This window comes from Leifsonia xyli, from assembly GCA_001647635.1.
Classification (GTDB): Bacteria; Actinomycetota; Actinomycetes; order Actinomycetales; family Microbacteriaceae; genus Leifsonia; species Leifsonia xyli_A.
Window position 1 is genome coordinate 2,105,118 of sequence record CP014761.1, and the last position, 25,078, is coordinate 2,130,195.

25 protein-coding genes and 2 pseudogenes are annotated in these 25,078 nt (G+C 70.7%); 8 read left to right on the forward strand and 19 right to left on the reverse strand.

What is annotated here, in order from left to right; all coding sequences use genetic code 11:
* Positions 1-99: 99 nt before the first annotated feature.
* On the forward strand, positions 100-501 hold the full coding sequence (locus tag A0130_10285; protein ID ANF32010.1) for a cation transport regulator ChaB: 402 nt from the start codon (positions 100-102) through the stop codon (positions 499-501).
* 221 nt (positions 502-722) lie between these two features.
* Positions 723-1,661 carry a hypothetical protein gene (locus A0130_10290; GenBank protein ID ANF32011.1) on the forward strand — a complete coding sequence of 313 codons (939 nt, stop codon included), beginning with the start codon at positions 723-725 and terminating at the stop codon, positions 1,659-1,661.
* 52 nt (positions 1,662-1,713) lie between these two features.
* On the opposite strand, the gene A0130_10295 is transcribed toward A0130_10290, so the two are convergent.
* From A0130_10295 to A0130_10330, 8 genes and pseudogenes are all read right to left on the reverse strand, one after another.
* Entirely contained in the window at positions 1,714-2,055 is a 342-nt protein-coding gene (locus tag A0130_10295) for a hypothetical protein (protein ANF32012.1), read from the reverse strand.
* 151 nt (positions 2,056-2,206) lie between these two features.
* Positions 2,207-3,364, reverse strand: a complete 1,158-nt coding sequence (locus tag A0130_10300) for an MFS transporter (protein ID ANF32013.1) — start codon at positions 3,362-3,364, stop codon at positions 2,207-2,209.
* A gap of 4 nt (positions 3,365-3,368) precedes the next feature.
* Positions 3,369-4,205, reverse strand: coding sequence for an ABC transporter permease (locus tag A0130_10305; GenBank protein ANF32014.1), 837 nt, complete (start codon positions 4,203-4,205; stop codon positions 3,369-3,371).
* Positions 4,199-5,056 (reverse strand): ABC transporter permease, encoded by an 858-nt coding sequence (locus tag A0130_10310; GenBank protein ANF33389.1) that lies wholly within the window; start codon positions 5,054-5,056, stop codon positions 4,199-4,201. The genes A0130_10305 and A0130_10310 overlap by 7 nt, the downstream gene beginning before the upstream one ends.
* Positions 5,057-5,175: 119 nt before the next feature.
* Positions 5,176-6,498 carry a sugar ABC transporter substrate-binding protein gene (locus A0130_10315; GenBank protein ANF32015.1) on the reverse strand — a complete coding sequence of 441 codons (1,323 nt, stop codon included), beginning with the start codon at positions 6,496-6,498 and terminating at the stop codon, positions 5,176-5,178.
* A gap of 235 nt (positions 6,499-6,733) precedes the next feature.
* Positions 6,734-7,831, reverse strand: coding sequence for a LacI family transcriptional regulator (locus tag A0130_10320; GenBank protein ID ANF32016.1), 1,098 nt, complete (start codon positions 7,829-7,831; stop codon positions 6,734-6,736).
* A 34-nt stretch (positions 7,832-7,865) separates the two neighbouring features.
* Positions 7,866-8,776, reverse strand: a pseudogene (locus A0130_10325) (sugar kinase).
* Positions 8,777-8,795: 19 nt separating this feature from the next.
* Positions 8,796-9,797: a silent information regulator protein Sir2 gene (locus A0130_10330; protein ID ANF32017.1), complete on the reverse strand. Its 1,002-nt coding sequence runs from the start codon at positions 9,795-9,797 to the stop codon at positions 8,796-8,798.
* A gap of 151 nt (positions 9,798-9,948) precedes the next feature.
* Between A0130_10330 and A0130_10335 the strand changes: the two genes are divergently transcribed.
* Complete coding sequence (locus A0130_10335; protein ANF32018.1) at positions 9,949-10,845, forward strand: NAD(P)-dependent oxidoreductase; 897 nt, start codon at positions 9,949-9,951, stop codon at positions 10,843-10,845.
* Between the two features lie 582 nt (positions 10,846-11,427).
* A complete protein-coding gene (locus A0130_10340) occupies positions 11,428-12,255 on the forward strand; it encodes a hypothetical protein (protein ANF32019.1) in 828 nt (275 codons plus the stop codon).
* A 4-nt stretch (positions 12,256-12,259) separates the two neighbouring features.
* Here the strand turns inward: A0130_10340 and A0130_10345 are convergent, their stop codons facing one another.
* The 10 genes and pseudogenes from A0130_10345 to A0130_10390 form a co-directional block, all read right to left on the reverse strand.
* Positions 12,260-12,772: a sodium:proton antiporter gene (locus tag A0130_10345; protein ID ANF32020.1), complete on the reverse strand. Its 513-nt coding sequence runs from the start codon at positions 12,770-12,772 to the stop codon at positions 12,260-12,262.
* A gap of 186 nt (positions 12,773-12,958) precedes the next feature.
* The gene (locus A0130_10350) at positions 12,959-13,165 is read right to left on the reverse strand and encodes an iron-binding protein (protein ANF32021.1); all 207 of its coding nucleotides are present in this window, start codon (positions 13,163-13,165) and stop codon (positions 12,959-12,961) included.
* A complete protein-coding gene (locus tag A0130_10355) occupies positions 13,162-14,169 on the reverse strand; it encodes a hypothetical protein (GenBank protein ANF32022.1) in 1,008 nt (335 codons plus the stop codon). Before A0130_10355 ends, A0130_10350 begins: the two co-directional genes overlap by 4 nt.
* 85 nt (positions 14,170-14,254) lie before the next feature.
* Positions 14,255-15,217 (reverse strand): hypothetical protein, encoded by a 963-nt coding sequence (locus tag A0130_10360; GenBank protein ID ANF32023.1) that lies wholly within the window; start codon positions 15,215-15,217, stop codon positions 14,255-14,257.
* 4 nt (positions 15,218-15,221) lie between these two features.
* Positions 15,222-15,566: a hypothetical protein gene (locus A0130_10365; GenBank protein ID ANF32024.1), complete on the reverse strand. Its 345-nt coding sequence runs from the start codon at positions 15,564-15,566 to the stop codon at positions 15,222-15,224.
* Entirely contained in the window at positions 15,553-15,957 is a 405-nt protein-coding gene (locus tag A0130_10370; GenBank protein ID ANF32025.1) for a hypothetical protein, read from the reverse strand. Before A0130_10370 ends, A0130_10365 begins: the two co-directional genes overlap by 14 nt.
* Positions 15,954-17,186 carry a hypothetical protein gene (locus A0130_10375; GenBank protein ID ANF32026.1) on the reverse strand — a complete coding sequence of 411 codons (1,233 nt, stop codon included), beginning with the start codon at positions 17,184-17,186 and terminating at the stop codon, positions 15,954-15,956. Before A0130_10375 ends, A0130_10370 begins: the two co-directional genes overlap by 4 nt.
* Positions 17,183-17,590 carry a hypothetical protein gene (locus A0130_10380; protein ID ANF33390.1) on the reverse strand — a complete coding sequence of 136 codons (408 nt, stop codon included), beginning with the start codon at positions 17,588-17,590 and terminating at the stop codon, positions 17,183-17,185. Before A0130_10380 ends, A0130_10375 begins: the two co-directional genes overlap by 4 nt.
* 123 nt (positions 17,591-17,713) lie before the next feature.
* Positions 17,714-18,019: a hypothetical protein gene (locus A0130_10385; protein ID ANF32027.1), complete on the reverse strand. Its 306-nt coding sequence runs from the start codon at positions 18,017-18,019 to the stop codon at positions 17,714-17,716.
* A gap of 169 nt (positions 18,020-18,188) precedes the next feature.
* Positions 18,189-21,118: pseudogene (locus A0130_10390) on the reverse strand (hybrid sensor histidine kinase/response regulator).
* 68 nt (positions 21,119-21,186) lie between these two features.
* On the opposite strand from A0130_10390, the gene A0130_10395 reads away from it, so the two are divergent.
* Positions 21,187-21,570 carry a hypothetical protein gene (locus A0130_10395; protein ANF32028.1) on the forward strand — a complete coding sequence of 128 codons (384 nt, stop codon included), beginning with the start codon at positions 21,187-21,189 and terminating at the stop codon, positions 21,568-21,570.
* 17 nt (positions 21,571-21,587) lie between these two features.
* The gene (locus A0130_10400; protein ID ANF32029.1) at positions 21,588-22,235 is read left to right on the forward strand and encodes a hypothetical protein; all 648 of its coding nucleotides are present in this window, start codon (positions 21,588-21,590) and stop codon (positions 22,233-22,235) included.
* A 4-nt stretch (positions 22,236-22,239) separates the two neighbouring features.
* Here the strand turns inward: A0130_10400 and A0130_10405 are convergent, their stop codons facing one another.
* The gene (locus tag A0130_10405) at positions 22,240-22,458 is read right to left on the reverse strand and encodes a hypothetical protein (protein ANF32030.1); all 219 of its coding nucleotides are present in this window, start codon (positions 22,456-22,458) and stop codon (positions 22,240-22,242) included.
* A 227-nt stretch (positions 22,459-22,685) separates the two neighbouring features.
* Here A0130_10405 and A0130_10410 point away from each other — a divergent pair, with 227 nt between their 5' ends.
* Together A0130_10410 and A0130_10415 are read left to right on the forward strand one after the other, a co-directional pair.
* Entirely contained in the window at positions 22,686-23,861 is a 1,176-nt protein-coding gene (locus tag A0130_10410; GenBank protein ID ANF32031.1) for a hypothetical protein, read from the forward strand.
* The gene (locus A0130_10415; protein ANF32032.1) at positions 23,858-25,069 is read left to right on the forward strand and encodes a peroxidase; all 1,212 of its coding nucleotides are present in this window, start codon (positions 23,858-23,860) and stop codon (positions 25,067-25,069) included. Before A0130_10410 ends, A0130_10415 begins: the two co-directional genes overlap by 4 nt.
* The last annotated feature ends 9 nt before the right edge of the window (positions 25,070-25,078 follow it).

The following is a 25,078-nucleotide window of genomic DNA, read 5'->3' on the forward strand; positions in this document are numbered from 1 at the left end:
AGGTAACGGAAGCCACGAGACCCGTTGAAGACTCGCGCGACGAGGGTAGCTGTGGAGAAGTACTAGCCCCACCGGCAGCGGAAGGAGTACCACAGGATCATGCCCGCATCAGAGGAGCTCCCCTCCACCCTCGAGCGCTCCGAGAAGCACGCGCAGGCGCTCTGGTCGAAGGCGCACGACTCCGCGGTGAAGGAGTACGGCGAGGGCGAACGCGCCCACCGCACCGCCTTCTCCGCGCTGAAGCACGAGTACGAGAAGGTCGGCGATCACTGGGAGCGCAAGGCGCAGAACGGGCCCTCCGACCGCAAGGCCGCGGGCGGTCGCGGTACCAAGGCGAGCACGCAGGAGGGCGTCGACGCGAACGCGTCCAAGAGCCACCTGCTCGACGTCGCGAAGCGCCTGGACATTTCCGGTCGCACCCGGATGACGAAGGACCAGCTGGTCGAAGAGATCAAGAAGGCCAACCGCCGCGAGACTGCGGCCGCACGAAAGACGGAGTGACCCATGGGCGACGTGATCGCGTTCATCCTGTGCTTCCTGCTGTTCCTGGTGGGGATCTTCCTCCTGGGGCTCGCGGACACGCTGGCCGCCTTCCAGGGCCTGGTGTTCTTCGCCGGCATCCTGTGCATCGCTCTGTCGTTCGGGATCCCGGTGCACGTGCTGGGGCACGCGGACTGAGCCCCATCCTGGTCACTGTCAGGGGTCCGGGATAGCGTTGGCGGATGGCTGATATCACGCGCCTGCACAGCCACACCTCCGACCCGGAGGAGGCGGATGCGGCGATGGCGGAGGCCGGCGGGCACTTCGCGTTCGCACGACTCCCGCAGAACGACTTCGCGTTCGAGGTCGACCAGGTGGTCGATCCGTCGTTCTCCGTCGCGCGCTACGCGATCGGCGGCGAGTGGGAGACGTCCGGCGACTTCGACGACGTCGTCATCGTCAACGTCAAGAGCGACATCTACCGCTGGGAGATCGACGGCGAGCACGGGTTCGGCTCGCGCGCGCCCTTCCTGATCCGGCCCGGGCACGACTTCACCTGCTACGCCCAGGACAGCGACGTGGTCAACATCTTCCTGTCGCCGGATGTCCTGCGGGACGTGGCGGCCACGGCGTTCGGTCACGAGGGCCCGGTCGTCTTCAGCTCGGCCGAGACCGTCGACCCACGGCGTGCCGAGTACATGATGACCGCCGCGACGGTGGCGTCCGAGTACATGGAATCGGGCACGTTCCGCCACCCGCTGGTGCGCGCAAGCTTGTTTCACACGCTCGCCATGGCCGCGCTGCAGTGCTTCCCGCTCAGCGCCGACCCGGCGGAGAGGCCGCTCTCACCTGCCGCGCTCCAGCAGAAGTACCGCCTCGCGGTGCGCTTCATCGAAGACCATGCGTCGCTGCCGATCACGGTCGGTGACATCGCGAACGCGGCCGGCACCACCATCAGCCAGTTGAATGCGGCGTTCCGCGAGCGCCACGGTGGCACCGCGCGCAGCTACCTCTGGACCGTGCGGCTTTCGGCCGCACGCACCGATCTGCTGGTGTCCGATCCCACCTCCACCGACCTCGCCGAGCTCGCCGGCCGGTGGGGCTTCGCCGACCTCGACCGCTTCACCCGCCGCTACCGCGCCCAATACGGCGAAAGTCCCCGGGTGGCCCTCAGCCACTGAGCTGTGATGCACAGCGTCGCATGGTGCGAAACGTGCCGACCGCGGCCTGAGATCAGCCGTAGTACCCCGTGCTAGCGGCGCTCGCGGCCGTGGCCAGTGCGACCACGAAGATGAAGCCGAAGATGGCCGACAGCGCGAGGGAGGCGTAGCCGATGATCACCGCGGCCAGGGCGAGTCCACGGCCGTTCTCGCCCGTTCGCTTGATCTGCGAGAGGGCGATGTGGCCGCAGATGACGCCGACGAGGGCGACGAAGAAGGAGCAGACGAACGCGACGATCGCGAGCGTGTTCGTCGAGGGGTTCGCGTGCGGCGGCGCGGCCGGGTAGGCCGGAGCAGCGTATCCCGGCGCCGGTGGGGCGGTCGACTGCTCAGGTGCGGGGGGAACGGACGTCATGATGCCTCCAAGTCGTGGATGAGAACACTCACTTCCTCAGACGTGGTTCCGTCCGCATCGTGACGCTCGCAACCCGATCCGCTTCATCCATGGGTCGCAACACGCCGTCATGCGCGGGCGATAACGGCGTGTTGCGACCCATGGATGTGCGTCAGGCGGCGGCCGGACGCGGGCGGAGGCCCGGGGCGAGCGGCAGCAGCGCGGCGACGACGGAGGCGATCGTCGCCGCGGCGAACGGACCGGCGGCCCCGAGCGCGTCGCCGAGGACGCCGGCGACGGCCGTTCCGGTCGCTGCGCCGATCAGGCCCGCGGTGTTAAGCCAGCCGAACGCCTCCGGCGTCGATGACTCCGGCAGGGCGGCGGACACCATCGCGTAGAGCGCGGCGAGCGACGGCGCGAAGCCCAGGCCCGACAGGAACAGCACCGCGTAGAGCAGCGGGATGCCCGGCACCAGCCCGGCGGCCGCCGTCGCCACCGCGACCCCGCCGAGGATCGCCGCCAGCGTGCGCGGGCCGATCCGCCGGTGCCCGAACGCGATCCCGCCCAGGAGCGAGCCGAGGCTCGAGACCGCGATCGCGACCCCCGCGAGCACGCCGTCACCGTCGAACCGCGCGATCAGCGCCAGCTCCAGCGCCCCGAACGACGCGATCAGCGCGAAGCTCGCGGCGGCCGCGAGCCGCACCGCGCGCGTGAGCAGCACCGCGCCGGGACGGGACGTGCTCCGCGGCAGCCGCACGCCCGCGATATGGGGCGCGAGCAGGAACCACACCGTCCCGACCACCGTCACGGCCGCGGCCAGCACGAGCGGCGCCCGGGTCGAGACCGCGCCGCTCAGCAGCGTCGCCGCGACCGGCCCTGTGATCCAGATCAGCTCCTGCGCCGAGGTGTCGAGCGCGAACAGCGCCGGGACCGCGCGGCGGGGCACCAGCCGCGGGTACAGCGCGCGCACCACGGGCATCAGCGGAGGGACGGACGCCCCGATCACCGCACCGAGAACGAGCATCAGCACCGGCACGGGCGGGCCGAAGGCGAGCACGAGCATCCCTGTCGCATTCAGCACCGCCGCGGCCAGCACGGGCCCGCGGATGCCCAGCACGCCGACCGACCGGCTCACCAACGGCATGGCGATCGCCTCGCCCACGCTCACACAGGCGACGACGAGTCCGGCCAGCGCGTACGACCCTGTCGCGTGCCGTACGTGCAGCAGCACGGCCAGCGACAGCATCCCGAGGGGGAAGCGCGCGACCAGCTGCGAGACGGTGACCCGCAGGACACCGGGCACGCGGACGAGTTCGAGGTACGCCCGCACCCCGCTACTTGCCCACGCCGCCGGCGAGACCGCGCACGAAGTAGCGCTGGCACACGAAGAACAGGATCACCATCGGCAGCGCGGCCATCACCATCCCGGCGAAGACCACCGGATACTGCGTGCCGTTCTTCGACATCATGTCGGCGAGGCCGACGGGCAGCGTCTGCACGCCGGTGCCGCTGGTGAAGATCATCGCGAACAGGTACTCGTTCCAGTTCTGCAGCACGTTCAGCACGATGGTCGTCGCGATGATCGGCATGCTCATCGGCAGGATGATGCGCCAGAAGGTCGCGGCACGTGATGCTCCGTCGATCGAGGCGGCCTCATCCACTTCGCGCGGCAGGTCGAGCATGTACGCGCGGATGAGGAACACCGTGAACGGGATGCGGAACGCCGTGTAGAGGATCAGCAGCCCGAGGAACGTGTCGTACAGTCCCCACGCCTGGAACAGCTTGACCAGCGGGATCAGCGCGACGGTCGGCGCCAGCATCAGGCCGGCGAGCACGATGACGGTGAAGCTGCGGTTGAGCGGGATGTTCACCCGGGTCAGCCCGTACGCCGCCCACGCGCTGATCAGCTCGGTGATGAGGGTCGCCAGGACGGTCAGCGAGACGCTGGTGAAGACGAAGTCGCCGACGCCCTGGTTCCACGCCTTGCCGAAGTTCTGCCACAGCCACTCGGTCGGGAGCGCGAAGGGGTTGCCGAACAGCTCGGCGTTGGTCTTGAGGGCGTTGGTCACCATCCACAGCAGCGGGTAGAGGACGAGGACGGCGAGAGCGATCAGCAGCGCCCACATGAGGGCGGTGCGGACACCGCGGCCGAGACGGGCGAGGGCTACCATTCCACTCTCCTCTTGCGCGAGTAGGCGAGCTGTGCCGCGGCCAGCAGCAGCGTGATGACGAAGATGGCGACGCCGATCGCGGCGGCCGAGCCGAAGTCGTTGGTGACGAAGCCGGCGTGGTACAGCCACGTGCCGAGCACCTGGCTGGAGTTGTTCGGGCCGCCGCTGGTCATCACCATGACCTCGTTGAAGACCTGGAAGGCACCCGAGATCGTGACGATCATCATGAGGCCGGTCATCTCGCGCACGAGCGGCAGCGAGACCTGGAAGAACCGGCGCACCGGGCCGACGCCGTCGAGGTTCGCGGCCTCGTACAGCTCCTGCGGGATGCGCTGCAGCGCCACCGAGAACAGCAGCACGCTGTAGCCGAAGCCCTGCCACTGGCTCATCGCGATGATCGCGAAGATCGCCGTGCCCTCGTGCCCGAGCCACGCCTGGGAGAACTGGCCGAGGCCGAGGTTGTCGAGGAAGACGTTCAGGAGGCCGGTCTGCGGCTGGTAGATGAAGTAGAACAGGAGGCCGGCGACGGTCAGCGAGATCGCCGACGGGATGAAGTAGATCGCGCGGAACGCCTTGCGCCAGCGCTCGCTGCGCACGCTCTCGACGATGGCGGCGAGCACGAGGGCGCCGAAGACCTGGAAGACGATCGAGATCGCGGCGTACCAGGTGTTGTTGCCGAGGGCCTTCCAGAAGATCGGGTCCTGGCCGATCTCGGCGTAGTTGTCCACGCCGACGAAGGTCTGGTCGCCGCTGTAGATGTTCCACTTCAGGAAGCTGAAGACGATGTTCTGCAGGAGCGGCCAGTAGACGAAGATCGCCAGCACGGCCAGCGCCGGGACCAGCCAGATCAGGCCGCGCCAGCGGGCGGGACCCCGCTTTGCCGCCTTCGGGGCGACGCGGCCGGGGGCCGGGGCCGTCCGGCCGCGGTCGAGCCGCGGCCGGACGGGAGCCTGTGGGGCCTGAGTGGTGGTCATTTCGCCTTCTCGGACGCCTGTCGCACGGCCTTCAGCGCCGCCTCGGGGGTGAGGCTGCCGGAGACGAGACCCTCGGAGACGGAGACCCACGCGTCGCCGACGGAGGGCACGCTCGCCATGTCCAGCCAGACCACGGTCGATTTCGCGTCGTTCACCAGCTTGGTGCCCTCGGCGACGGCCGGGCTCGACGTCTGGTCGGTCACCACATCCTTCACCGCGCTCGGCTGGCCGTACGGCGGCGAGGAGAGCGTTGTCGCGTTCTTCGTGTTCATGACGAACTTCATGAAGTCGAGGGCGAGCGCGGCGTTCTTGCTCTTCTTGTTGATCATGTAGCCCTCGGGCGCGGCCTCGAGCGTCGAGGTGTCGCCCTTCGCGCCCTCGGCGGCGGGCAGCTGGAAGATGCCGAAGCCGTCCTTGGCGAGCTGGCTGTCCTTCGTGTTCACCGAGTCGAACTCGATGAGCTCCTGGTAGTACATCGCGGCTTTGCCGGTCGCCTGCTGCTGCTGGGCGGTGGTGTAGGTGACGCCGTTGGAGTTGCCTGCGTCGCCGGTGCACTGGGTCACCAGCTCCTGGAACTGCTTCATGCCCTCCAGGTAGCCCTCGTCCGTGTACTTCGCGGTCTTCGGCAGCAGGTCGGCCTCGAGGGTCTTCTGCGGGACGTCATACGCGAAGAGCTGGCCGAGGTAGTGGAGGCCGGGCCAGCCGTCCTTGTTGCCGAACGCGATCGGGGTGATGCCGGCGGCTTTGATGGTCGAGCAGTCGGAGATCAGCTCCTCGAGCGTCTTCGGCACGCTCAGGCCGAGGTCGGAGAAGACCTTCTTGTTGTAGCCCATGAACTTGCCATCCACATACTGCGGGATGCCGTAGTACTTGCCGTCGTACTTGAAGGCGTTGAGCGATCCCTCTCCGAAGGTGTCGCCCCAGGACGTGCCCGGCGCGATGACGGAGGTGAGGTCGACCGCCAGGCCGTTGGCGGCGAAGTTCTCGCCCCAGTTGCCGGCGTAGCTGAAGTAGATGTCGGGCAGCGACTGCGACCCGATCAGGACCTTCTCCTTGTCCTTGATCGCGTTGTCGTCCGTCTCCTGGGCGAGGGTGATCTTCACCTGCGGGTGGAGCTTGGTGTAATCCTTCACCAGGCCCTCGAAGTACGAGCCGAGCGGGTCGCCCGCGGCGGCGGTGAGGATGCTGATGCTGCCGGAGTAGTCCGGCTTCGCGGTGATGTCGGCGCTGGCGCCGCCGCCCGAGGAGCAGGCGGTGAGCGCGAGCGCCATGACGCCCGCTGCCGCTGCCGTGATGGTCCTGGTCTTCTTCACGCTCATCTCCCGTCGTGCGGGTCGTGCGGTCGGGTTCGTCCGCTGACCCGTCTTTGGATCGTGGGTCGCTCCACGCGACCGGTTGCGATGACTATACGTGATTTTGGTACCGGTATCAACATCGCCCAAGAAAGCGCGAAGTGCAGCTTGTTGCGCACCTGCACGGCGTGTCGACCGCAACTAGCTGCCCTTCGGCGGCTGGTGGGTGGGAAGGGGGACGGCGGGAGGGGAGGGGGAGGGGCTAGCGAGAGGGCGGCGGGGCGACGGAGTCGCGCTCGATGAAGTCGGCCTCGAGGACGTGCGTGGCCACGGGCGCCTCGCTGCCGGCGACGCGGGCGAGCAGGCACTCGGCGGTCAGTTCGCCGAGCTGGTGCATCGGCTGGGCGACGACCGACATCGGCGGCGTCATCACGCTCGCCCACGAGCTGTCGTCGAAGCCGATCAGCGACACGTCCTCCGGGCAGCGCAGCCCGCGCTGCCGCATGGCGCGCAGGGAACCCGTGAGCGCATCCGTCTCGGTCGCGAAGATCGCGGTCGGCGGGTCGGACAGCGCCAGCATCCCGAGCACCGCCCGCGTGGCCTGCGACTCGTTCTTGACGACGTGCGTGACGAGCGAGGTGTCGAAGGGGATGCCGGCGTGCTCCAGCGCCTCGAGATACCCGAGCAGGCGCTCGCCGTCCGACCAGAGCGCGTGGTCCAGGATGCGGCGCAGATCGTCCGCGTCGGCCGCGGGCTCGTTCGTCACCGGTCCCCAGACGAAGCCGATCCGCCGGTGGCCCTTCTCGATGAGGGAGAGCACGGCCTGGCGCGACGCCTCACGGTTGTTGATGACGACCGCGTCCGCATCCACCGTGTCCACGAGGCGGTCGAGCAGCACCAGCGGGATCTCGCGCTTGGCGACGATCTCCAGATGCGGCAGGGACGCGGAACGACCGGCGGCCGGCGCCAACGCGATCCCGTCGACCTGCTTGTCGACGAGCACGTCGATCGCGGCCGCCTCCTGCTGCAGACTCTCGTCGGTGCTGAGCACGATCACGTCGTAGTCGGCCTTGCGCGCGGCGTCGCTGATGCCGCGCAGCACGCCGGCGAAGAACGGGTTGCCGACGTCGGCGAGCACCACGCCGAGCGTGCGCGTCTCCCCCGTCGTCATGCTGCGGGCGATCGTGTTCGGCCGGTAGCCGAGCTCCTTGGCGACGGCGAGGATGCGGTCCCGCGTCTTCGGGCTCACCGAGCCGTAGCCGCCGAGGGTCCGGGCGACGGTCGCGCGGCCGACGCCGGCCGCGGCCGCCACCTCGGAGATCGTCGGCGAGGGAGTGCGGTGGTCCCGCTCCGTAGACATCGCCACCCCTTCCTGATCCGGGGCGGCCTCCGCCCTAGCCGGCTTCGCCCGCCGTCACCGGCGGCAGCGAGCCGACCCGCGCGGCCAGATCGACCGCGCGCCCGTGACCGAACGCGCCCTCGACCGTGCACTGCCGCGCGGCGTACTGCGCCGCCCGCCGCATCGACCGATGAAGAGCGGCGCCGCCGGCCCGCGCATTCCTGCGCCAGCCGGATCGGAGCAATTCAACCACGAACGCGCTCACGTACGCGTCGCCGCATCCCATCGTGTCCACGAACGGCCCTGGCACCGGCGCCGCGTCGGAGTAGTAGTACGCGTCGCCGTCGAACAGCACCGCACCGTCATCCCCCTGGGTCCCCAGCACGAGCGACGGCCCGTACGATGCGATGCGTCGGAGCTCGGCCCAAGTGTCCGTGCGGGACTGCCCCCGAGCGACACGAGGGCGAGGTCGATCCACGGGCCGACCGCGTCCAGGTACTCCGTCGTGCGGTACTCGGGCTCGGACGAGAAGTCGTACGAGCGCAGCACCCGCGTGGATGCCAGCTTCGGCAGCTCCGGGATGATGCCCGAGTAGGCGCTCGAGTGCACCAGCGAGAAGCCCGAGATGTAGCGAAGATCCTCCTCGCTCAGCCGCACCGGGTCGCTGATCGTGACACCCCCCTGGTTCCAGCCCAGGAAACGGCGCTCGCCGTCCACCGTCTCGATCTCGGTGATCCCGTTGGGACCCGGGCGCACCGAGGACCGCGAGGTGTCGACCCCGCAGTCCTCGATGGCCGCACGCACGAAGCGCCCCTGCTCATCGTCGCCGAAGACCCCCAGGTACGCCGCCTCGGCGCCGAGCTGCCGGGCGAAGACCGCGACGTTCACCGCGTTCCCGCCCGGGTACTCGACGCCGCGATCGACGAACCGGTCGACGATGTTGTCCCCGAGACCGAGGACGCGCACCGTGCTCATCGACGCCCGCTCAGTACGCCACGACGCGGTAGTAGCGGCGCAGGTCGAGCGAGTGGTCGCGCACCTGGGCGAGGTGCTTGCTGAAGCGGTCGACGACCGCGTCCACGACGATCGGCGCCAGCAGCCCGCGGAACTCGTCGCTCACGCCCGGGAGAGCGTAGTCCTTGGTGTCGATGACGGTCACGTCGTCGCTGTACTCCTTCGAGAAGGAGATGACGCGGTCGGTGAGCGGGCGCGTCTCGTCCTCGCCCGCGAACACGATGATGCTGGTGTCCTTCTCGATGAGCTCGAGCGAGCCGTGGAAGAACTCGGCGGCGTGGACGCGCGTGGTGGTCAGCCACTGCATCTCCTCGAGGATGCACATCGAGTAGAGGTAGGTGAAGCCCCACAGCTGGCCGGCACCGGTCAGGAAGTGGTAGTCGTTCTCGGCGTGCTTCTCGGCGAAGGTCTTGCCGATCGGGTCGGCCTGCTCGGTGACGGCGATGAGGGCCTCGGGCAGCGCCTCGAGGTCCTTCACGAGACGGTCGTAGCCGTCGAACTCGCCGCGGAGCGAGAGGAATTTGGCGGCGAACGTCAGGAACTGCACGTCGAAGGGCCACGCCTTGGGCGCCGACAGCAGCACCTCGTCGACGGCGGACGCGATCGGGCTCTCCGGGTAGCCGGTGAAGCCGACGGTCAGCGCACCCTTCTCGCGGGCGAACTCGACGCACTCGAGGATGTCCTCGGTGGTGCCGGACACGGAGGCGAAGATCGCGACCGAGTCGGGGCCGAACTGCGGGTCCGGCGCGAGCACGAATTCCTTGCCGATGACGGCGCGCACCGGGAAGGACGAGTGCGTCTGGAAGAAGCGCTCGTAGGGGAGCGCGGCGGCGTACGTGCCGCCCGCGCCGATGAAGTAGATGTTCTTCCAGCGTCCGGCGCTGACGCGCTCGGCCAGCTCCTCGATCTGCGGCCGCAGCGCGACGGTGCTGCGGACCTGCTCCAAGTATTCCTCTTCGTTGAAGCCCAGCATGTGTCTCCCTCCACCGATCCAGTTTTTGGTACCGGTATCAACTCGTCTCAATGCTGGCACATGGGAACGGGATGCGCAACAGCGCGTACCCCTCGCGTCCGCCCGTCGCCAGCCCCGGGACGCGGGACCCGGCCCGTGCTTGCGTAGGGGCATGCCAGAGAACCAGTTCACCTTCGACAACCCCGTCGACCGTTACCCGGTCATCCACCCGGACGAGACGCAGGTGCCCGAGCCGGGCCTCGAGAGCGACCTGCACCCGGCCGCCGACCTCGGCGAGGACAGCTACGTCGGCACCGGCCGACTCACCGGCCGCAAGGCCATCGTGACCGGAGGCGACTCCGGCATCGGCGGCGCCACCGCGATCGCGTTCGCCCGCGAGGGCGCCGACGTCGCGATCGTCTACCTGCCGGAAGAGGAGGAGGACGCGCAGCGCATCGCCGGCCTGATCCGGGATGCGGGACGTACCGCCGTCACCATCCCCGGCGACCTGAAGGAGCGCGCGTTCAGCGACGAGGTCGTGAAGCGGGCCCGCGACGAGCTCGGCGGGATCGACATCCTCGTCAACAACGCGGGCAAGCAGATCGCCACCGAGAGCCTGACCGATGTGAACGATGAGCAGTTCGACCACACGATGAAGACGAACATCTACGCGATGTTCTGGCTCACGCGGGCGGCGCTGCCTCACCTGCCGGCCGGCGCGACGATCATCAACACGACGTCTATCCAGGCGTATTCGCCCAGCGAGACCCTCGTCGAGTACGCGACGACGAAGGCGGCGATCAACGCGTTCACGAAGGCGCTCGCCCAGCAGCTCGCGCCGAAGGGCATCCGCGTGAACGCCGTCGCGCCGGGTCCGATCTGGACGCCGCTGCAGGTCAGCAAGGGCCAGCCGCCGGAGGCGATCCCCGAGTTCGGGCAGCAGACGCCCCTCGGCCGACCGGGTCAGCCGGCGGAGCTCGCGCCCGCGTACGTCTTCCTGGCGTCGCCGGAGTCGAGCTACGTCATCGGCGAGACGCTGGCGGTGACGGGCGGTATGCCGACGCCGTAGGCGGGCGGCCCGTCGAAACGGAGGAGAAACGGTGGGTCTAACCGCCGGGTCTCCTCCGTTTCGTGCGTTTGGGCGGCGTGGCGGTGGGCGACTCCTCCGTTTCGAGCCGGTTGAGCCGCCCCGGGCGGCGGGGATGTACCGCGTTCGGAAGGGAGGAGATGAGCGCCTCCGCTGGCCTGATCGACCACAGCGGGAGGAGATTCGGGCCGGCTGGACGCCGATGTCCTCCTTTTCGAGCGCCGCGCGGGAGGAGCGGGCGAGTCGAAAGAGAGCAGCGGGTGGAGTAGAGCGGGCAGCGGTCGGGCGCGCGGCAGGGAGGATGCGCGGGAATCTGCCCTCTGCATCCCCTGCCAGCTGGCGTACAGCCCCTTCGGCCCGAGCCTGCCGTGATTGATGTGGTCGTCGGTGCGGCCGCGGATGCCGACCATCCGCCCGTCCTTCACGGCGATGTCGCAGCCGCAGCCGTTGCTGCACAGCACGCAGGCGCTGCGCACGGCGCGCGTGCGGTGGGCGAACGCGGTCTGTCACGCCGGCGCATCGCGGCATTACACTTCCGGCGCCGGGCCCAGGATTGGTGGAGCGATGAGCGAGAACGCTGCGGTGAGAACCGACATACGGAGCCGCGTGGAGCGGTGGTACGACGCCGAGGTGGTCAAGCCGCTGGCCGACTTCCAGAATCCTCGACAGGAGTGGCGGCGCCTCGTCTCGGAGGTGTTCGGCACCTTCCTGCTGGTGATCGTCGCGGCTGGCGGCGGGATGGTCGGGCACGCCTACCCCGGAACCATCAGCCGAGCCGCGGCGGTGGTCGCGCCGGGGCTCATGGTCCTGGGCATCATCCTCTTCATGGGCAAGGTGTCCGGGGCGCACCTCAACCCGGCGGTGTCGTTGGCGTTCGCGCTGCGCGGCGACTTCCCGTGGTGGCGGGTGCCGGGGTACATCATCGCCCAGCTCGGGGGTGCGGCGCTGGCCGCCTGGTTCCTCCAGGCGACGCTGAACGTCTCGGCGAAGTACGGGTCCAACTACCCTGCGAGCCAGGCCTCGGACTGGCAGGCGTTCCTGTTCGAGGCGCTGCTCACGCTCGGGCTCGTGAGCGTCATCCTGGGCACCGCATCCGGCGCGCAGAACGTCGGCGTCGTCGGCGCGATCGGCGTCGGCAGCTACATCGCCCTGGCCGGGCTGTGGAGCAGCCCCGTGTCGGGGACATCCATGAACCCGGCCCGCACCTTCGGGCCCGACCTGCTCTCGCTCGACTTCTCGTCGTACTGGGTCTACATCGTCGGACCGCTGGTGGGCGCGGTGGTCGCCGTGGGGCTGGCGTTCGTCCTCCGCGGGTACGGCGGCGGCCGCAGCGGCTCGGAAGCGGCGCAGGGCGTGCTCGAGACGGAGACGTTCCGCCCTGACAAGGCCTGACCGGTCAGCGCCCCTGGATGTGGCGGTTGTGCTGACTCCGGATCACGAGCGGCAGCACCACCCAGATGACGATCAGCACGACGAAGACACAGCCCGCCGCGATGATGCCGGCCGGCGGGACCAGCAGAAAGTCGACGATGAACAGCACGATGCCGGTGAAGAGGAGGGATGCGGCCGCCAGGCAGATGATGAGCAGCTTGCTGCCCAGCCCCACCAGCTCGGCCTTCGCCTTCTGACGGAACAGCAGCCGGTGGAGGGCGACCGGCGCCAATGCGAGCAGCGTGACCGTCACGGCCAGGAACACCAGGACCAGGTACACGACCACGTCGAACGGGTGGAGTTCCTTGAAGCGCTGCTGGAACGGCAGCGTCAGAAGGAATGCGGCGAGGATCTGCGTTCCCGTCTGGAAGACGCGGAACTCCTGCAGCAGCTCGTTCCAGTTGCGGTCCGCCCGCTGCGTCGCCGTCTCGTTGCGGCCGTCGCCCGGGTCGGCATCGACACCCTCCGCCCCGCTCATGCGATGCGCTCGCGGAGGCCGGTGGTCTCTTCCGTCATGCAGGAACCCTAGCCGTTGTCGGAGTCGCCCTCATCACCCTCGGCCTGCGACGGCTTGTCGACGATCTGCTGCTCCGCCTTCGTGTCGTCGTCGTGGCGGTCGCCTTCGGTGTTCTGGGGGTCGGACATGGTGTTCCCTCTCTCTCGGTCACGTGTCCGTGCGGAAGTGCACGGCCTTGTGGCTGCCGTCGCAGAACGGCTTGATGGTCGAGACCCCGCACCGGCACAGCGCCACCGTGCGACGGTGCTGCTCGATGGGCGTTCCGTCGGGGGTCGTCAGGTCGATGTGCCCGCGGACGAGGAGCGGTCCATCCGGGCAGGCGACGATGACCGGCTCCTCCTCGTGCGCGGTCATGCGGGCACCGCCACGGGCTGGCGCAGCGAGCTGCGGCCCGCCTCGAAGCTGTCCAGCAGATGCTGCCCGGCGAGCCCGTCGACGTAGAGGCACGCGGCCGCGCCGAAGACGATGTCGGGCAGGAGCTCGGGATGCTGCTCCGCCAGCCCGCCCGCGAGGTCGCGGCCGGCGATCTGCTCGTGCACCGCATCCGCCTCGACGTGCTCGTCGTAGTACCAGGTGACGTCCTCGCCGTAGCCGAGGCGGCGGAAGCCGTTGCCGTAGAAGCGGTTCGGGATCGACGACGTCATCTCGAACGCCGCCAGGTGGCCGGTGATCGCGCCGCGCAGGCTGCGGTTGAGGCCGAACATCGACATCATCGTGAACGACGCCAGCGTGATCGCCGGCACGTTGTCGATGTAGGCGCCGTAGGCGTCGTCCAGGCCCAGGTTGCGCATCGTGCGGCCGAAGATCTCCGCGTGGATCCGCTCCGGCCGCCCGGCGCCGTACTCGTCGGACTGCACCTCGACCAGCGCGGCCTTGGCGCGGCCGGTCAGGCGCGGGATGGCCCACGAGTGCGGGTCCGCCTCCTTACGCGTGTAGATGGAGCGGTGGATGACGAACTCGTGCGCCTGCTCCTCGGTCGCCTTCTTGGCGAGGAACCGGGACAGGCTGGGGCCGCCGTCCTCCCCGGTCAGATCGAACAGGTACGCGGCGACGGCGTCGGCGGTCGGCTCCGGGAGGTCGCCGACGGGGACGCGCTCGCGCAGCTGCCGCTCGAACTCGCGCTCGATCGTGCGGCGCGTGCGGAGCAGTTCTGGATGCCACTCCCACTCGTCGTCGGCGTCGACGGTGTCGCCGTAGTGGAGGCCGTAGAGGATGAACAGGGTCAGCTGGAGGTCCTCGTCGGTGAGGAGGTCGGGGTGGGCGTCGAGCGCCTGGGCGGTGCGGTCGGCGACGACGACGACCAGCTCGCAGGCGGCGGACGGAGCGGTTTGCAGCGCCTCCAGCAGCGCCTCGCTCACCGACCCCCTCGGGGTGATGCGTGGTGTCATATCCCGAGGCAACCGGCGCCTGAGAGGACATTCAAGTGGTTGCCAGAGGGTCGTTTCAGTGCTTGTGTCTCGCCCGACGCCGGCGCAACTCGCGGAGAGGAGTAGCCGCGCGCACGAGGCGGCCGTCGGAGTAGCGGACGCCGCCGCGCAGCCGTGCGCCGAGCGCCAGCCAGACGCAGACGGCCCGCTCCGTGAGCCACGCGGGCGCCCACAGGGCGGCGGTCGCGGGGAACAGGCGCCGGCCGCCCGCACGAAGGCGGCCCGCCTCGGCGAGCGCCACGACGGCGGCCGCGCCGGCCAGGATGCGCCCCGGCCGCCGCACGGACAGCAGCACCAGCGGAAGGATCGCCAGCTCGGCGAGCAGCCGCGCGGGCTGCGCGAAGTCGTCGTAGGCCTGCCGCACCCGTTGGCGCACGAAGTGCCGCAGCGTGGGAGGGCGCCGTGCGACGCCGATCCGGTCGGCGGTCACGACCCGGCCGCCCGCGGCGACGACGGTGCGGATGAGCTCCAGGTTCTCGAACAGGACGTCGCCGTCGTAGCCGCCCGCGTCCACCAGCAGCTGCCGCCGCACGGCGAGCGTTCCGGGGTAGTCGTGTCCGAGGGCCCGGTTCAGGAGGCTGCGGCCGGTGTCCCAGCGCGCATGCCAGGGCGCCGGCACGAACACGTTCTGCGGGCGGACGAGGTCGGCCGCGTCGAGCATCCCCACCACGGCACGGAGGGCGCCCTCGTCGTACCGAACGTCGTCGTCCGCGATCACGACGCGGTCGTGGCGCGCGGTGTGGACCCCGGTCATCACGCCCGCGACCTTGCCGTTGCGTCCAGGACGCGGTTCGACCGGGAGGTGCCGGACGCCGGCCGGGAGGGCCCGGGCATGGGCCGCGAACAGGTCGGGCTGCGACCCGTCGACCACCGTCACGTCGAGGAGCTCGCGGAGCCCGTCGAGGTAGGCGACGAGCTCGTCCAGCCCGTCATCGGACGCCCAGCGCAGGGGCAGCACGTACTCGGCGTCGATCCTCACGCGGTCACACCTCGGAGTCGTCGAGACGCGGCGAGTACACGGTCGCGCCCGGCCGGAGGCGGATGACGTCGTCGGTGAAGGAGGCGAGGTCCGTCCAGAGCACAAGGACCGACCCGCGGGCGCGCCAGCGCAGGTAGCGGGCGATGAGCGCGGGCGCATCCACGCCGGTCCGTTCGTAACCGGCGAACGAGCTGTGCGAGTGCGGGCTCACCACCAGCCCATGCAGGCGGGCCGCGGCGAGCATCCCGTCGGGCGGTCCGTCGAGGACGAAGCGGGCGTCGACCACCTGGCCGAGGCGCTCGCCGTCGGCGGCGAGCACCGGGCTGCCGAGCAGGTCACTCAGGATCATGGCGACCTCCCGGGATGCGACCGATGACGTGGTCCCGCATCCACCGCTCGGTCCAGCTCGCGTCGAGCGAATCGGCCGGGACGCCGACGCTGACGACGATGCCGCACTCGGAGACGACGCGCCACGGGATGCGGATGAACCGCGACTCGGGCAGCCGGCCGCCGAAGACCCGGGTCAGCAGGATCGGCCCGGTGAGCAGCGCCTCGATGACGGGCGGATGGTCGGGGTCGAGATGCGCGAGGTCGACAGGCGTCGTGATCTCCACGTCGTCGACGGTGCTCACCGGCACGGCCTTCGGGTCGAGGATCTGGCGGTCGAGCAGGTCCAGTCCGGCGTCGAGGATCTGCCCCGCCACCTTCGGGGGCCGCGGCAGCTCTCGGTGCTCCGTCATGCGCCCGCTCCCGTCACGATCATCAACGGGATGGCGGCGACGGAGGCGATCAGGATGATCCCGAGGAAGATCAGACCGAAGACGTTCGTGACCCGCCCGTTGACGTGGTCGCCCATGTACTTCGGATCGTTCGCCACGATGAGGATCGGCAGATACGTCAGGGGAAGGGCGATCGCCGAGAACACGACGGAGAACTCGGTCACCTGCACGGGATCCACGCCGGTGAAGAGGATGCCCAGAGCCACCACCAGGGACAGGATCATCGCCGCGTGGAAGCGCGACGCCGATGCCGGACGCCGGAACTTGCCCCACGGCCAGCCGAAGAACTGGGCGAGCGTGTAGCCGCTCGACAGCGTCACCTCGAGCGATGCGCCGAACGTCGCAGCGACGAATCCGAGGATCGCGACGATCAGCCCGATCTTGCCGAACGCCTGCGCGATCGGCAGGGCCGTCTGGTACAGCGACTCGACGGCGATCCCCTTCGGCAGCAGCACGACCGCGGCGCAGGCGGCGATGGACAGGGACAGCAGCGCCCCGAGCGGGAACCCGACCAGGACGTTGACGCGCGACTGCGCCAGGTCCTTCGGCTTCCACTTCTCCTCGACCGCGCCGGACGAGAAGAAGAACACCTCGTACGGCGTCATCGCGGCGCCGAACAGCGCGACCGCGTAGTACCAGTACGTCGCGGGCGACTCGTCGGTGTGCGGCGACGGCTGCAGCAGCGCCTGCGATCCGAGCGCCGACCAGTCGGGATGCAGCGCGAACAGGGCGACCGCGAAGACGACGAGTGCCAGGCCGAGGAGGCCCGTGACGTTCTCCATGATCGAGAACTTCACCCGCCACACCACGATCCAGACCGCGATCGCGGCAACGGGGAACCACAGTGTCGGCTCGATGCTGGAGGCGAGCTGCATCGCCAAAGCGATGCCGCCGATCTCCGCCGCGAGAGTCAGCAGGTTGATGAGGAACGAGGCGGAGAGGTTGGCGAGCGCCATCCGCGCCCCCAGCCGCTCCCGGATGATCTCGAAGGTGGCGCGCCCACTGACCGCAGCCACGCGGCCCGACATCTGGGCGAACAGGCAGATGCCGACGGTGCCGAGCACCAGCACCCAGGCCAGCGTCAGCCCGAACCGCGAGCCGACCACGCTGCTGGTGACGAGATCCCCGATGTCGACGAAGCCGCCGATCGCGGTGAGGACGCCGAGCGCGACGGCGAAGAGCGCCTTCACCGGCTCTCCAACCGCTTGGAGATCGCGTCCAGCTGCTGCGCGAGACGGTCGAGTTCGTGGCGCTGCGCCTGGAGGGCGTCGCCGGAGGCCCGGTTGGCCGCGACAGCGCGCTGCGCGGAGGCGACCTCGTCCTGCGCCGCCCGGATGTCGTGGAGCACGCGGTCGCGGCTGGCCCCGATGCCGCCCAGCGCCGTCGTCGTGGCGACGACCCGCGCCTCGGCGGCGAGCTTGTCGGCGGCGTCGGAGAGGCCGGTGTCGAGGACCGTGCCGAGGAGGCGGTCGTTCTGATTCAGCCCGAGCACGAGACCGGCGGATCGGGCGCTCGCGGCAGCCGATCCGGCCGACTGGGACAGTCTTCCGGAGGCGGCGGCGTCGGCCGAGCACCCGGCGAGGGCGCCGGCCATGACAAGGGCGACGAGCGCGGCGGAGGCCGTGCGCGCCGACGGAGGACGGTGGATCACGCCCGTGACTGTACGCGCGCTGTGAACTCGGTGACAGTGCCGCCCGGCGGGGCTCTCTGAGAAGAACTACAGATCCGACGCCGCGCTAGCCGGCTCGTCCCGCCGGAAACCTGCTGTCGCCTCCTCGTATGTCGTGTGGCGCCGGGCGGGGTGCGATTCGGCCGGCGGCGGCACGTCGGCCTTGCTCAGTGCGTGGAGCACCAGTTGTTCGACGAGCGTCGCGGCCGTGGTGTCCCGCGAGCGGGCGATCCGCACCAGCGCGGCGTACTCCCGCTCTCCGAGACGGATCGTGAGGGGCATCCCGGCCGGGGCGCGACCCGGCCCGTGTACGGACGCGGGCTCCGTCGCGTCGGGTCCGTGAGATTCCTTCATGTCTGAAGCCTCTCATAGGAGAGCGCTCTCGTGGCGCTTTTTCTTCGTTTCGCGCACAGTTCGGCGGTGTCGTCATTGCACCTCGAGCCGTGCACCCCGGATGATCGATCCCGTCGCGTGTCCGGAGCAGCCCCGTCCCCCCGGTCCCTGGCTGATCCGCCCGCGGCACTCATTCGGCGGGATCCTGGTCTTCGGGTGACCAGGATCCCGCCGTCAACAGGTCGAGGCCCTCTTGAAGCCGTCCTCTCACGTCGGCGACGGGGACCACGCCGCCTCCGAGCGCCAGCGCCATGGAGGCCGAGGAGGCCGCGCCGACGATGCGGTGGATGCGCGGCTCGCGCGCCCGCTCGCCCAGCCTCTCCAGTGCGCGCTCGGCCGCCGCGCCCAGTCGGTCGGCCAGGCCGTCGGGATCGCCGGGGACGATAGATGCGCCGGAGAGCGCCGCGATCCCCTCGCGCAGCGCCGGCTCGAGCTCCTCGCGCAGGACCGCGTCGGCGTCTGTCACGACGGCGCCTGACGCGAGGCGGCGCGTTCGTTCAGCGCCGCATCCAGTGTCGCCAGGAGCGCCGCCGGGGTGAACGGCTTCGCCAGGAAGTGCGCGCCGTCGCGCTCGACCGCCGCGCGGGCGCCGGGACCGGGCAGCAGTCCGCTCATCAGCACCACGGCGGCCCGCGGCTGTTCGGCCGTCAACCGGCGCGCGATGGCGTCGCCCGCGACACCGGGCATCATGACGTCCGTCAGCACGGCGTCGAACCGGCTCCCCTGGGCGAGCAACTCGAGCGCCTGCCGCCCCTGAGCGACCTCGGTGACGAAGCCGCGCTGATCCAGCGTCTCCCGGATGAGCTCGCAGATCGCCGGCTCGTCGTCGACGACCAGCACGCGTCGGCCGCGGCCCGGACCGGGCGCCGGCGGCTCATCACGCGGAGGCCAGGCCTCCGCCTGCGCCACCGGCGGCAGCTCGAAGGCGATCGAGGTGCCGCGACCCGGCGCCGTCTTGACCTCGAGCTCGCCGCCGTGCGCCTGCACGATCGCCGCGGAGGTCGGCAGGCCGAGGCCCGTCCCGCTCTCCTTCGTGGTGAAGAACGGCTCGAGGATGTGCCCGACCGTGGCCTCGTCCATCCCGGTCCCCGAGTCCACCACCTCGATCCGCACCTTCCCGTCATGGTCGCCGGCGCGGATCGTGAGGACGCCGCCCTCCGGCATCGCGTCGCGCGCGTTGGTGACGAGGTTGACGAGCACTTGGAACAGCTCGGTCTCGTCGCCTGACACCGCGGGCAGTCCGTCCGCCGCCTCCACCCGCAGCTCGATCGACTTCGGCAGTGTCTCGCGGCAGAACCGCGCCAGCTCCCACAGCAGCGGGCCGACCTCCACCGGCGCCCGCCGTCCCTGCGACCCGCGGGCGAACGACAGCACCTGCCGGATCATCGACGCACCGCGCTGCGCGGCCGCGTCCAGGGCGTCGAGCATGTCGCGACGGCGGGGGTCCTGCTCGTCTTGCCGCAGCAGCTGCACCGACATCAGGATGGGCGTCAGCACGTTGTTGAGGTCGTGCGCGATCCCGCCCGCGAGCGTCCCCAGGCTCTCCAGCCGCTGCGTCCGGATGCGCAGCTCCTGCTCGCGACGCTGCTCCGTGATGTCGGAGTTGACCGCGAACACGGTGACCTGGCCGTCCTCGCCGCGCGACAGCTGCCAGCGGCAGTCCACCACGATCAGCGCGCCGTCGGCCCGCCGCTGGCGCAGCTCGCCCACCCAGAACCCGTCCCGTAGCAGGGCGGCGGCCGCGAGGTCGAACTCGCGCGGGTCGTCGTAGAGCAGGTCCCGCACCGACCGGCCCACGGCCTCCGCCGCCGGGATGCCGTAGATCGTCTCCGCGCCGTGGTTCCAGTACCGGATCACGCCGCCCAGGTCGCGGACGATGATGGCGTCGCGAGCGGCGTCCAGCAGCGCCGCCTGCGCCTCCAGGCGCCGGGTGTACTCGTCGAGCTTCTCCCGCGCGCGCTGGTCGTCGGTGACGTCACGCACGATGATGGCGATGCCCTCCTCTGTGGGATGCGCGTCCACCTCGAACCAGCAGCCCCAGTCGGGCACGAACGCCCGAGCCGTCCCGACGACGCCGCGGTCCATCGCGTCCCGGTAGATCGTCTCGAACGGGCTGCCGTGCGTCGTGGGGAACATCTCCCACAGCGTGTGGTCGCGCAGACGCGCCTCGTCGATCCCGGCGAGCTGGAGCGCCCACGAGTTGGCGAAGGTGAAACGCCAGTCGCGGCCGACGAACCCGATCGCGTCGTGCACCTGGTCGAGGGACCTGCGCAGCAGCCGCGCCGCCGCCCGCTGCTCCTCGCGGTGCCGCACCTGCGCCGTCACGTCGTGGAACGCGCCGTGGAGGCGGGCGATGCGGCCGCTCTCGTCGCGCTCGGCCTCACCGACGAGGTGCGCGTGCACGGTGCGCCCCGCCGCGTCCACGATCGTCGCCCGCAGGTCCAGCGGCTCGCCGTGGTGCATGGTCCGCTCGAACGCGTGGGCCACCGCTTCGCGGTCCGCCGGTTCGAAGAGCGCGAGCGAGTCCTCGGGCACGCGTCCCTGCTCGATCCCGAGCAGGCGGAACAGCTCCTCGCTCCACTCGATGCGGCCGGTCTCGACGTCGACGGTCCAGCCTGCGAAGCCGGCGATCCGCGCGGCCATCCGCACCAGCGCCTCGTTGCCCGCCGCCGCCGCGGCCGCGCGCTCGACGTCGCCGATGTCGCGCGCGATGGCCAGGACGGCCGCCACGTCGTCGCCCTCGCCGCGCAGCGGGATGAGCGTCACGTCGAGAAGGCGGACGGTGCCGTCGGGCCTGACGATACGCGTGACGTAGCGCCGGTTCTGGCCGGTGACGGCCTCCCGGAACCTCGCCATCGTGGACTCGACGTAGTCGGGGTGCAGGAGACGCGAGAACGGCATCCCGAGGAGGTCCTCGGCGCGGAACCCGGTGAGGTCGGCGAGGGTGGCGTTCGACTCCACGAAGACGCCGTCCTCGTCGACCACGCAGACGCCGTCGGGATGGCCGTGGAACAGGGCGTCGAGGCCGTTGATCCGCAGGGCTTCAGCCGGGGTGGTCATGGCAGGGTTCGGATCTGGCGGGGCATGCAGGGGATTGTAGGCGGATCGGGCGGCCTACACTGACCGACATGAGCGAGTTGCAGCACGGGACGCGCGTCCTCGTCGTCGACGACGACCCGCTGATCCGCCTCACGGTCGAGGCCGCGCTCACCGCGCACGGGTACCGCGTGACGACCACCGGCGACCCGCGGACCGTGTCCCAGCACGCGGAGGCCGACGTCGTGCTGCTCGACGCCATCATGCCGGACTGTTCGCTCAGCGAATGCCTGACGCTGCTCGGTCGCCGGGACGACGGGAGCGCCCGGCCGATACTGGTCATGAGCGGCTCCCTGGCCCCGCCAGAGGAGCTCGCCGGAACCGGGATCGGCTATCTCGCGAAGCCGTTCCCCCTCACCGAGCTCCTCGACGCCGTCGACGGGCTCGTGGCGTCCACCTCTGGGACGGTGACATAAGGGGCAGGAGCCAGCAGATGACCGACACCTCCGCACGGACGCGGACACTGAGAGCCGTGGTGGCCGACGACGACGTCTTCACGGCGTCGATGGTCGCGTCCGCCCTGCGCTCCACCGGCATCGAGGCCTCGCAGACGACGTCGGCCGAGGAGGCGTGGGCGACGATCCTCCAGGTCGAGCCGAACGCCGTCGTGACGGACCTGGACTTCGGCGGCGGCGGCTCCGGCGCGGAGCTGCTGTGGCGCGTGCACCGTGAGCTGCCGTGGGTGGGACTCGTGGTGCTCACGTCGCACCTGTCGCCCGAGCTCGCGGTGGGCGATGACGCGCTGCCCCCCTCGGTCGTGTACCTGGTGAAGTCGCAGGTGAAGGATGTGGACGTGCTGGTCGCCGCGGTCGACGCGGCGATCGTCGGCGGCGACCACCGGCCGGCCGAGCCGACGGGCGACGTGCGCACCGTCACGCGGGCGCAGGCCGAGGTGCTCCGGCTCGTCGCCTCGGGAGCGTCCACGCGCCGCATCGCGAGCGAGCGCGGCACCAGCGTGCGCGCGGTGGAGACGATGCTCGCCCGCCTGTACACGGCGCTGGGAGTGGATGCGGACGAGCAGGCGAACCCGCGCGTCACGGCGGCGCGGATGTGGCAGCAGGGACGCGTGCGGATCCGCTAGCGCGTCAGCCTCCCGCGAGCATCCGCAGGAATCGGCGCAGGGCACTGTCCGATCGCGCGTGCGACGCCTCGGCGACGTCCTCCTCCGGGTTGTCGGCGTAGCCGGTGTAGCCGCAGGACTGGCACACCAGGAGGTCGGCGTGCACGGCCAGGCCCGCGCCGAAATAGGGGTTGCGCACCAGGCGCGCAGCACCACGGCACTGCGGGCAGCAGGCCTCGCGCATGGCGCCCCTTCCGACACTCCATCATGCGCCCGGGTTAGCCGGATCGCCGTGTCCCCTGTTCGCGGCGCGAACGCGCTGGGCCGCTGTCTGTCCCCCTTCCGGGGGCGAGGCGATGACGGTCGGGTGAACTCCGGGTGAAGGCCGATCCGCGGGCTCCGGCGCGCTCCTAGGATCGCTCACGCCGGGCGTCGCCCGGACCACGAATCCCCCTCTGGAGGCATCCGCCGATGTCGACTCGCGCCCGGCTGACCGCGTTCTTCGCGGCTCTTGCCGCGCTCGTCGTGGTGGCGTCGGTTCTCGCGATCGTGCTGAGGCCCGTCGCGAGCGGGGCGGCTGCGCCCACAGCGTTCGAGATCAGCGCCGGGCTCGACGACTGCGGCGCGGGATGGGGAGCGGCCGACTCCGTCCCCGGCGGCGATCAGACCTTCACGGTGACGAACACGACGGTCGGCGGCATCGAGGTCTACCTGCAGTCGGTCGACAGCAAGCGGGTGTACCTCGATCTCGAGAGCCTCGGGGCCGGCGCTCATGCGACCGTTCGGGCCTCGCTGGGCGCGGGCCGCTACCGGTTCGTGTGCCTGCCCGCCGACGCCGATCCGGCCCGGGGGCCGACCGTGGTCGTCGGGAAAGCTCCACCGGGTTCCCCGCTGACCCCGGGCATCGTCCCGGTCACCCGCAACGACCTCATCCCGGTCGCGAAGGCCTATACCGCCTGGGTCGCCGGCCGGATACCTGCGCTCCAGCGCGAGGTCGCCGCGGTGGCGGCCGACGCCGAGGAGGGCGACTTACCGGCCGCGAAACGCGACTGGCTGACCGCGCACACCACCTATGAGACCCTCGGCGGCGCCTATGACGCCTTCGGCGACCTGGGCGACCAGCTGGACGGACTCCCGCGGCACGGACTGACGGGCTTCCACCTGGTCGAGTCGCAGCTCTGGCACGGCGCACCCGCCGCCGAGGTCGCCGCCTCAGCGCAGACCCTGGTCGCGCTGACCGGCAGGCTGCAGGCGCAGTTCGCGGACGCGCAGCTCGACCCGGGCGAGGTCGCCCTGCGGGCGCACGAGATCGTCGAGGACGCGATCCAGGACGGGCTCACCGGTGCGACCGACGCGGGCTCCGGCACCGAGCTCGCCGGCATCGACGCGAACCTCACCGGCGCGGCGGCGGCGCTCGCCCCGCTCCACGACGTGCTCGCCGACCGCTACGACGGGCTGGCCGAGACCCAGCAGGCGCTCAGGCAGGCGCAGACGCTGGTCGAGTCGTTCCGGGCGGCGGACGGCTCGTGGACGCCGCTCTCGGCCCTTGACCGCCCCGCACGGGAGCGCGTGGATGCGGCCCTCAGCCGCACGGCCGAACTCCTCGCACCCGTCGCCGCCATCTGCGACCCCCGGAGGGACTCATGACCCCCATCGACCGCCGCGGCTTCCTGCAGGCGTCTGCCGCGACCGCGGTGGCCGCCGGCGCGGGGATCGCCGCAGCCCCCGTCCGCCCGGCCGCCGCCGCGCATCCCGCCGCCCTCCCGTTCCACGGAGCGCACCAGCAGGGCATCCTCACACCCGCACAGCGCGCCGCGAGCTTCGTCGCCCTGGATGTGACCGCCGGCTCCCGCGCCGAACTCGCCGACCTGCTCAAGACGATCACCGAACGCGTCCGCTTCCTCACCACCGGCGGGACGCCTCCCGACCCCGGGCTCGCCGGCCCGCCGCGCGATTCCGGCGTCCTCGGGCCGACGGTCGTGCCGGACGGCCTCAGCGTCACCGTATCCGCCGGCGCCTCCCTCTTCGACGACCGGTTCGGGCTCGCCGGCGCCAAACCGGCCCGGCTGCGGACCATGGACGCGTTCCCTGACGACGCGCTGCGCCGCGACGTCTGCGACGGCGACCTGCTGCTGCAGGTCTGCGCAGCCGACCGGGATGCGGTCACCCACGCCGTCCGTGAGATCGCCCGCGCGACCCGCGGTGCGATGCAGGTGCGCTGGCGGCAGGACGGCTTCGTCTCGCCGCCGCGACCCAGCGGCACGCCGCGCAACCTCATGGGCTTCAAGGACGGCACGAGCAACCCCGACACGAGCGACGCCTCCCTCATGTCGCGGCTGGTCTGGGCGAAAGGCGGCGGCGGCGAACCCGCCTGGGTCGCGGGCGGCAGCTACCACGTCGTCCGGGTCATCCGGATGCTGGTCGAGTTCTGGGACCGGGTCAACCTCCACGAGCAGGAGAACATGATCGGCCGCCGCCGCGACACCGGCGCCCCCCTCACCGCCTCCGCCGAGTTCGACGACCCGCACTTCGAGAACGATCCCACCGGCGACGTCATCCAGCTGGACGCGCACATCCGGCTCGCGAACCCGCGCACGGGCGACACCGCCGACCAGCGGATGCTGCGCCGCGCCTACAACTACGACGGCGGTCTCGACGCCAACGGGAACCTCGACATGGGGCTGATCTTCGTCGCCTTCAACCAGGACCTCGACCGCCAGTTCGTCACCGTCCAGAAGCGGCTGACAGGTGAACCACTGACCGACTACATCCAGCCGTTCGGCGGCGGGTACTTCTTCGCGCTCCCCGGAGCCCGCGACTCCTCCGACTGGCTCGGGCGCACCATGCTCGCCTGACCACCGGAG

Excerpts from the sequence above, each read along its gene's own strand:
- A0130_10285 (ANF32010.1), top strand. The coding sequence starts at position 100 with ATGCCCGCATCAGAGGAGCTCCCCTCCACCCTCGAGCGCTCCGAGAAG.
- A0130_10290 (ANF32011.1), top strand. The coding sequence starts at position 723 with ATGGCTGATATCACGCGCCTGCACAGCCACACCTCCGACCCGGAGGAG.
- A0130_10295 (ANF32012.1), bottom strand. The coding sequence starts at position 2,055 with ATGACGTCCGTTCCCCCCGCACCTGAGCAGTCGACCGCCCCACCGGCG.
- A0130_10305 (ANF32014.1), bottom strand. The coding sequence starts at position 4,205 with ATGGTAGCCCTCGCCCGTCTCGGCCGCGGTGTCCGCACCGCCCTCATG.
- A0130_10315 (ANF32015.1), bottom strand. The coding sequence starts at position 6,498 with ATGAGCGTGAAGAAGACCAGGACCATCACGGCAGCGGCAGCGGGCGTC.
- A0130_10320 (ANF32016.1), bottom strand. The coding sequence starts at position 7,831 with ATGTCTACGGAGCGGGACCACCGCACTCCCTCGCCGACGATCTCCGAG.
- A0130_10330 (ANF32017.1), bottom strand. The coding sequence starts at position 9,797 with ATGCTGGGCTTCAACGAAGAGGAATACTTGGAGCAGGTCCGCAGCACC.
- A0130_10335 (ANF32018.1), top strand. The coding sequence starts at position 9,949 with ATGCCAGAGAACCAGTTCACCTTCGACAACCCCGTCGACCGTTACCCG.
- A0130_10340 (ANF32019.1), top strand. The coding sequence starts at position 11,428 with ATGAGCGAGAACGCTGCGGTGAGAACCGACATACGGAGCCGCGTGGAG.
- A0130_10345 (ANF32020.1), bottom strand. The coding sequence starts at position 12,772 with ATGAGCGGGGCGGAGGGTGTCGATGCCGACCCGGGCGACGGCCGCAAC.
- A0130_10350 (ANF32021.1), bottom strand. The coding sequence starts at position 13,165 with ATGACCGCGCACGAGGAGGAGCCGGTCATCGTCGCCTGCCCGGATGGA.
- A0130_10365 (ANF32024.1), bottom strand. The coding sequence starts at position 15,566 with ATGATCCTGAGTGACCTGCTCGGCAGCCCGGTGCTCGCCGCCGACGGC.
- A0130_10370 (ANF32025.1), bottom strand. The coding sequence starts at position 15,957 with ATGACGGAGCACCGAGAGCTGCCGCGGCCCCCGAAGGTGGCGGGGCAG.
- A0130_10380 (ANF33390.1), bottom strand. The coding sequence starts at position 17,590 with ATGGCCGGCGCCCTCGCCGGGTGCTCGGCCGACGCCGCCGCCTCCGGA.
- A0130_10385 (ANF32027.1), bottom strand. The coding sequence starts at position 18,019 with ATGAAGGAATCTCACGGACCCGACGCGACGGAGCCCGCGTCCGTACAC.
- A0130_10395 (ANF32028.1), top strand. The coding sequence starts at position 21,187 with ATGAGCGAGTTGCAGCACGGGACGCGCGTCCTCGTCGTCGACGACGAC.
- A0130_10400 (ANF32029.1), top strand. The coding sequence starts at position 21,588 with ATGACCGACACCTCCGCACGGACGCGGACACTGAGAGCCGTGGTGGCC.
- A0130_10405 (ANF32030.1), bottom strand. The coding sequence starts at position 22,458 with ATGCGCGAGGCCTGCTGCCCGCAGTGCCGTGGTGCTGCGCGCCTGGTG.
- A0130_10410 (ANF32031.1), top strand. The coding sequence starts at position 22,686 with ATGTCGACTCGCGCCCGGCTGACCGCGTTCTTCGCGGCTCTTGCCGCG.
- A0130_10415 (ANF32032.1), top strand. The coding sequence starts at position 23,858 with ATGACCCCCATCGACCGCCGCGGCTTCCTGCAGGCGTCTGCCGCGACC.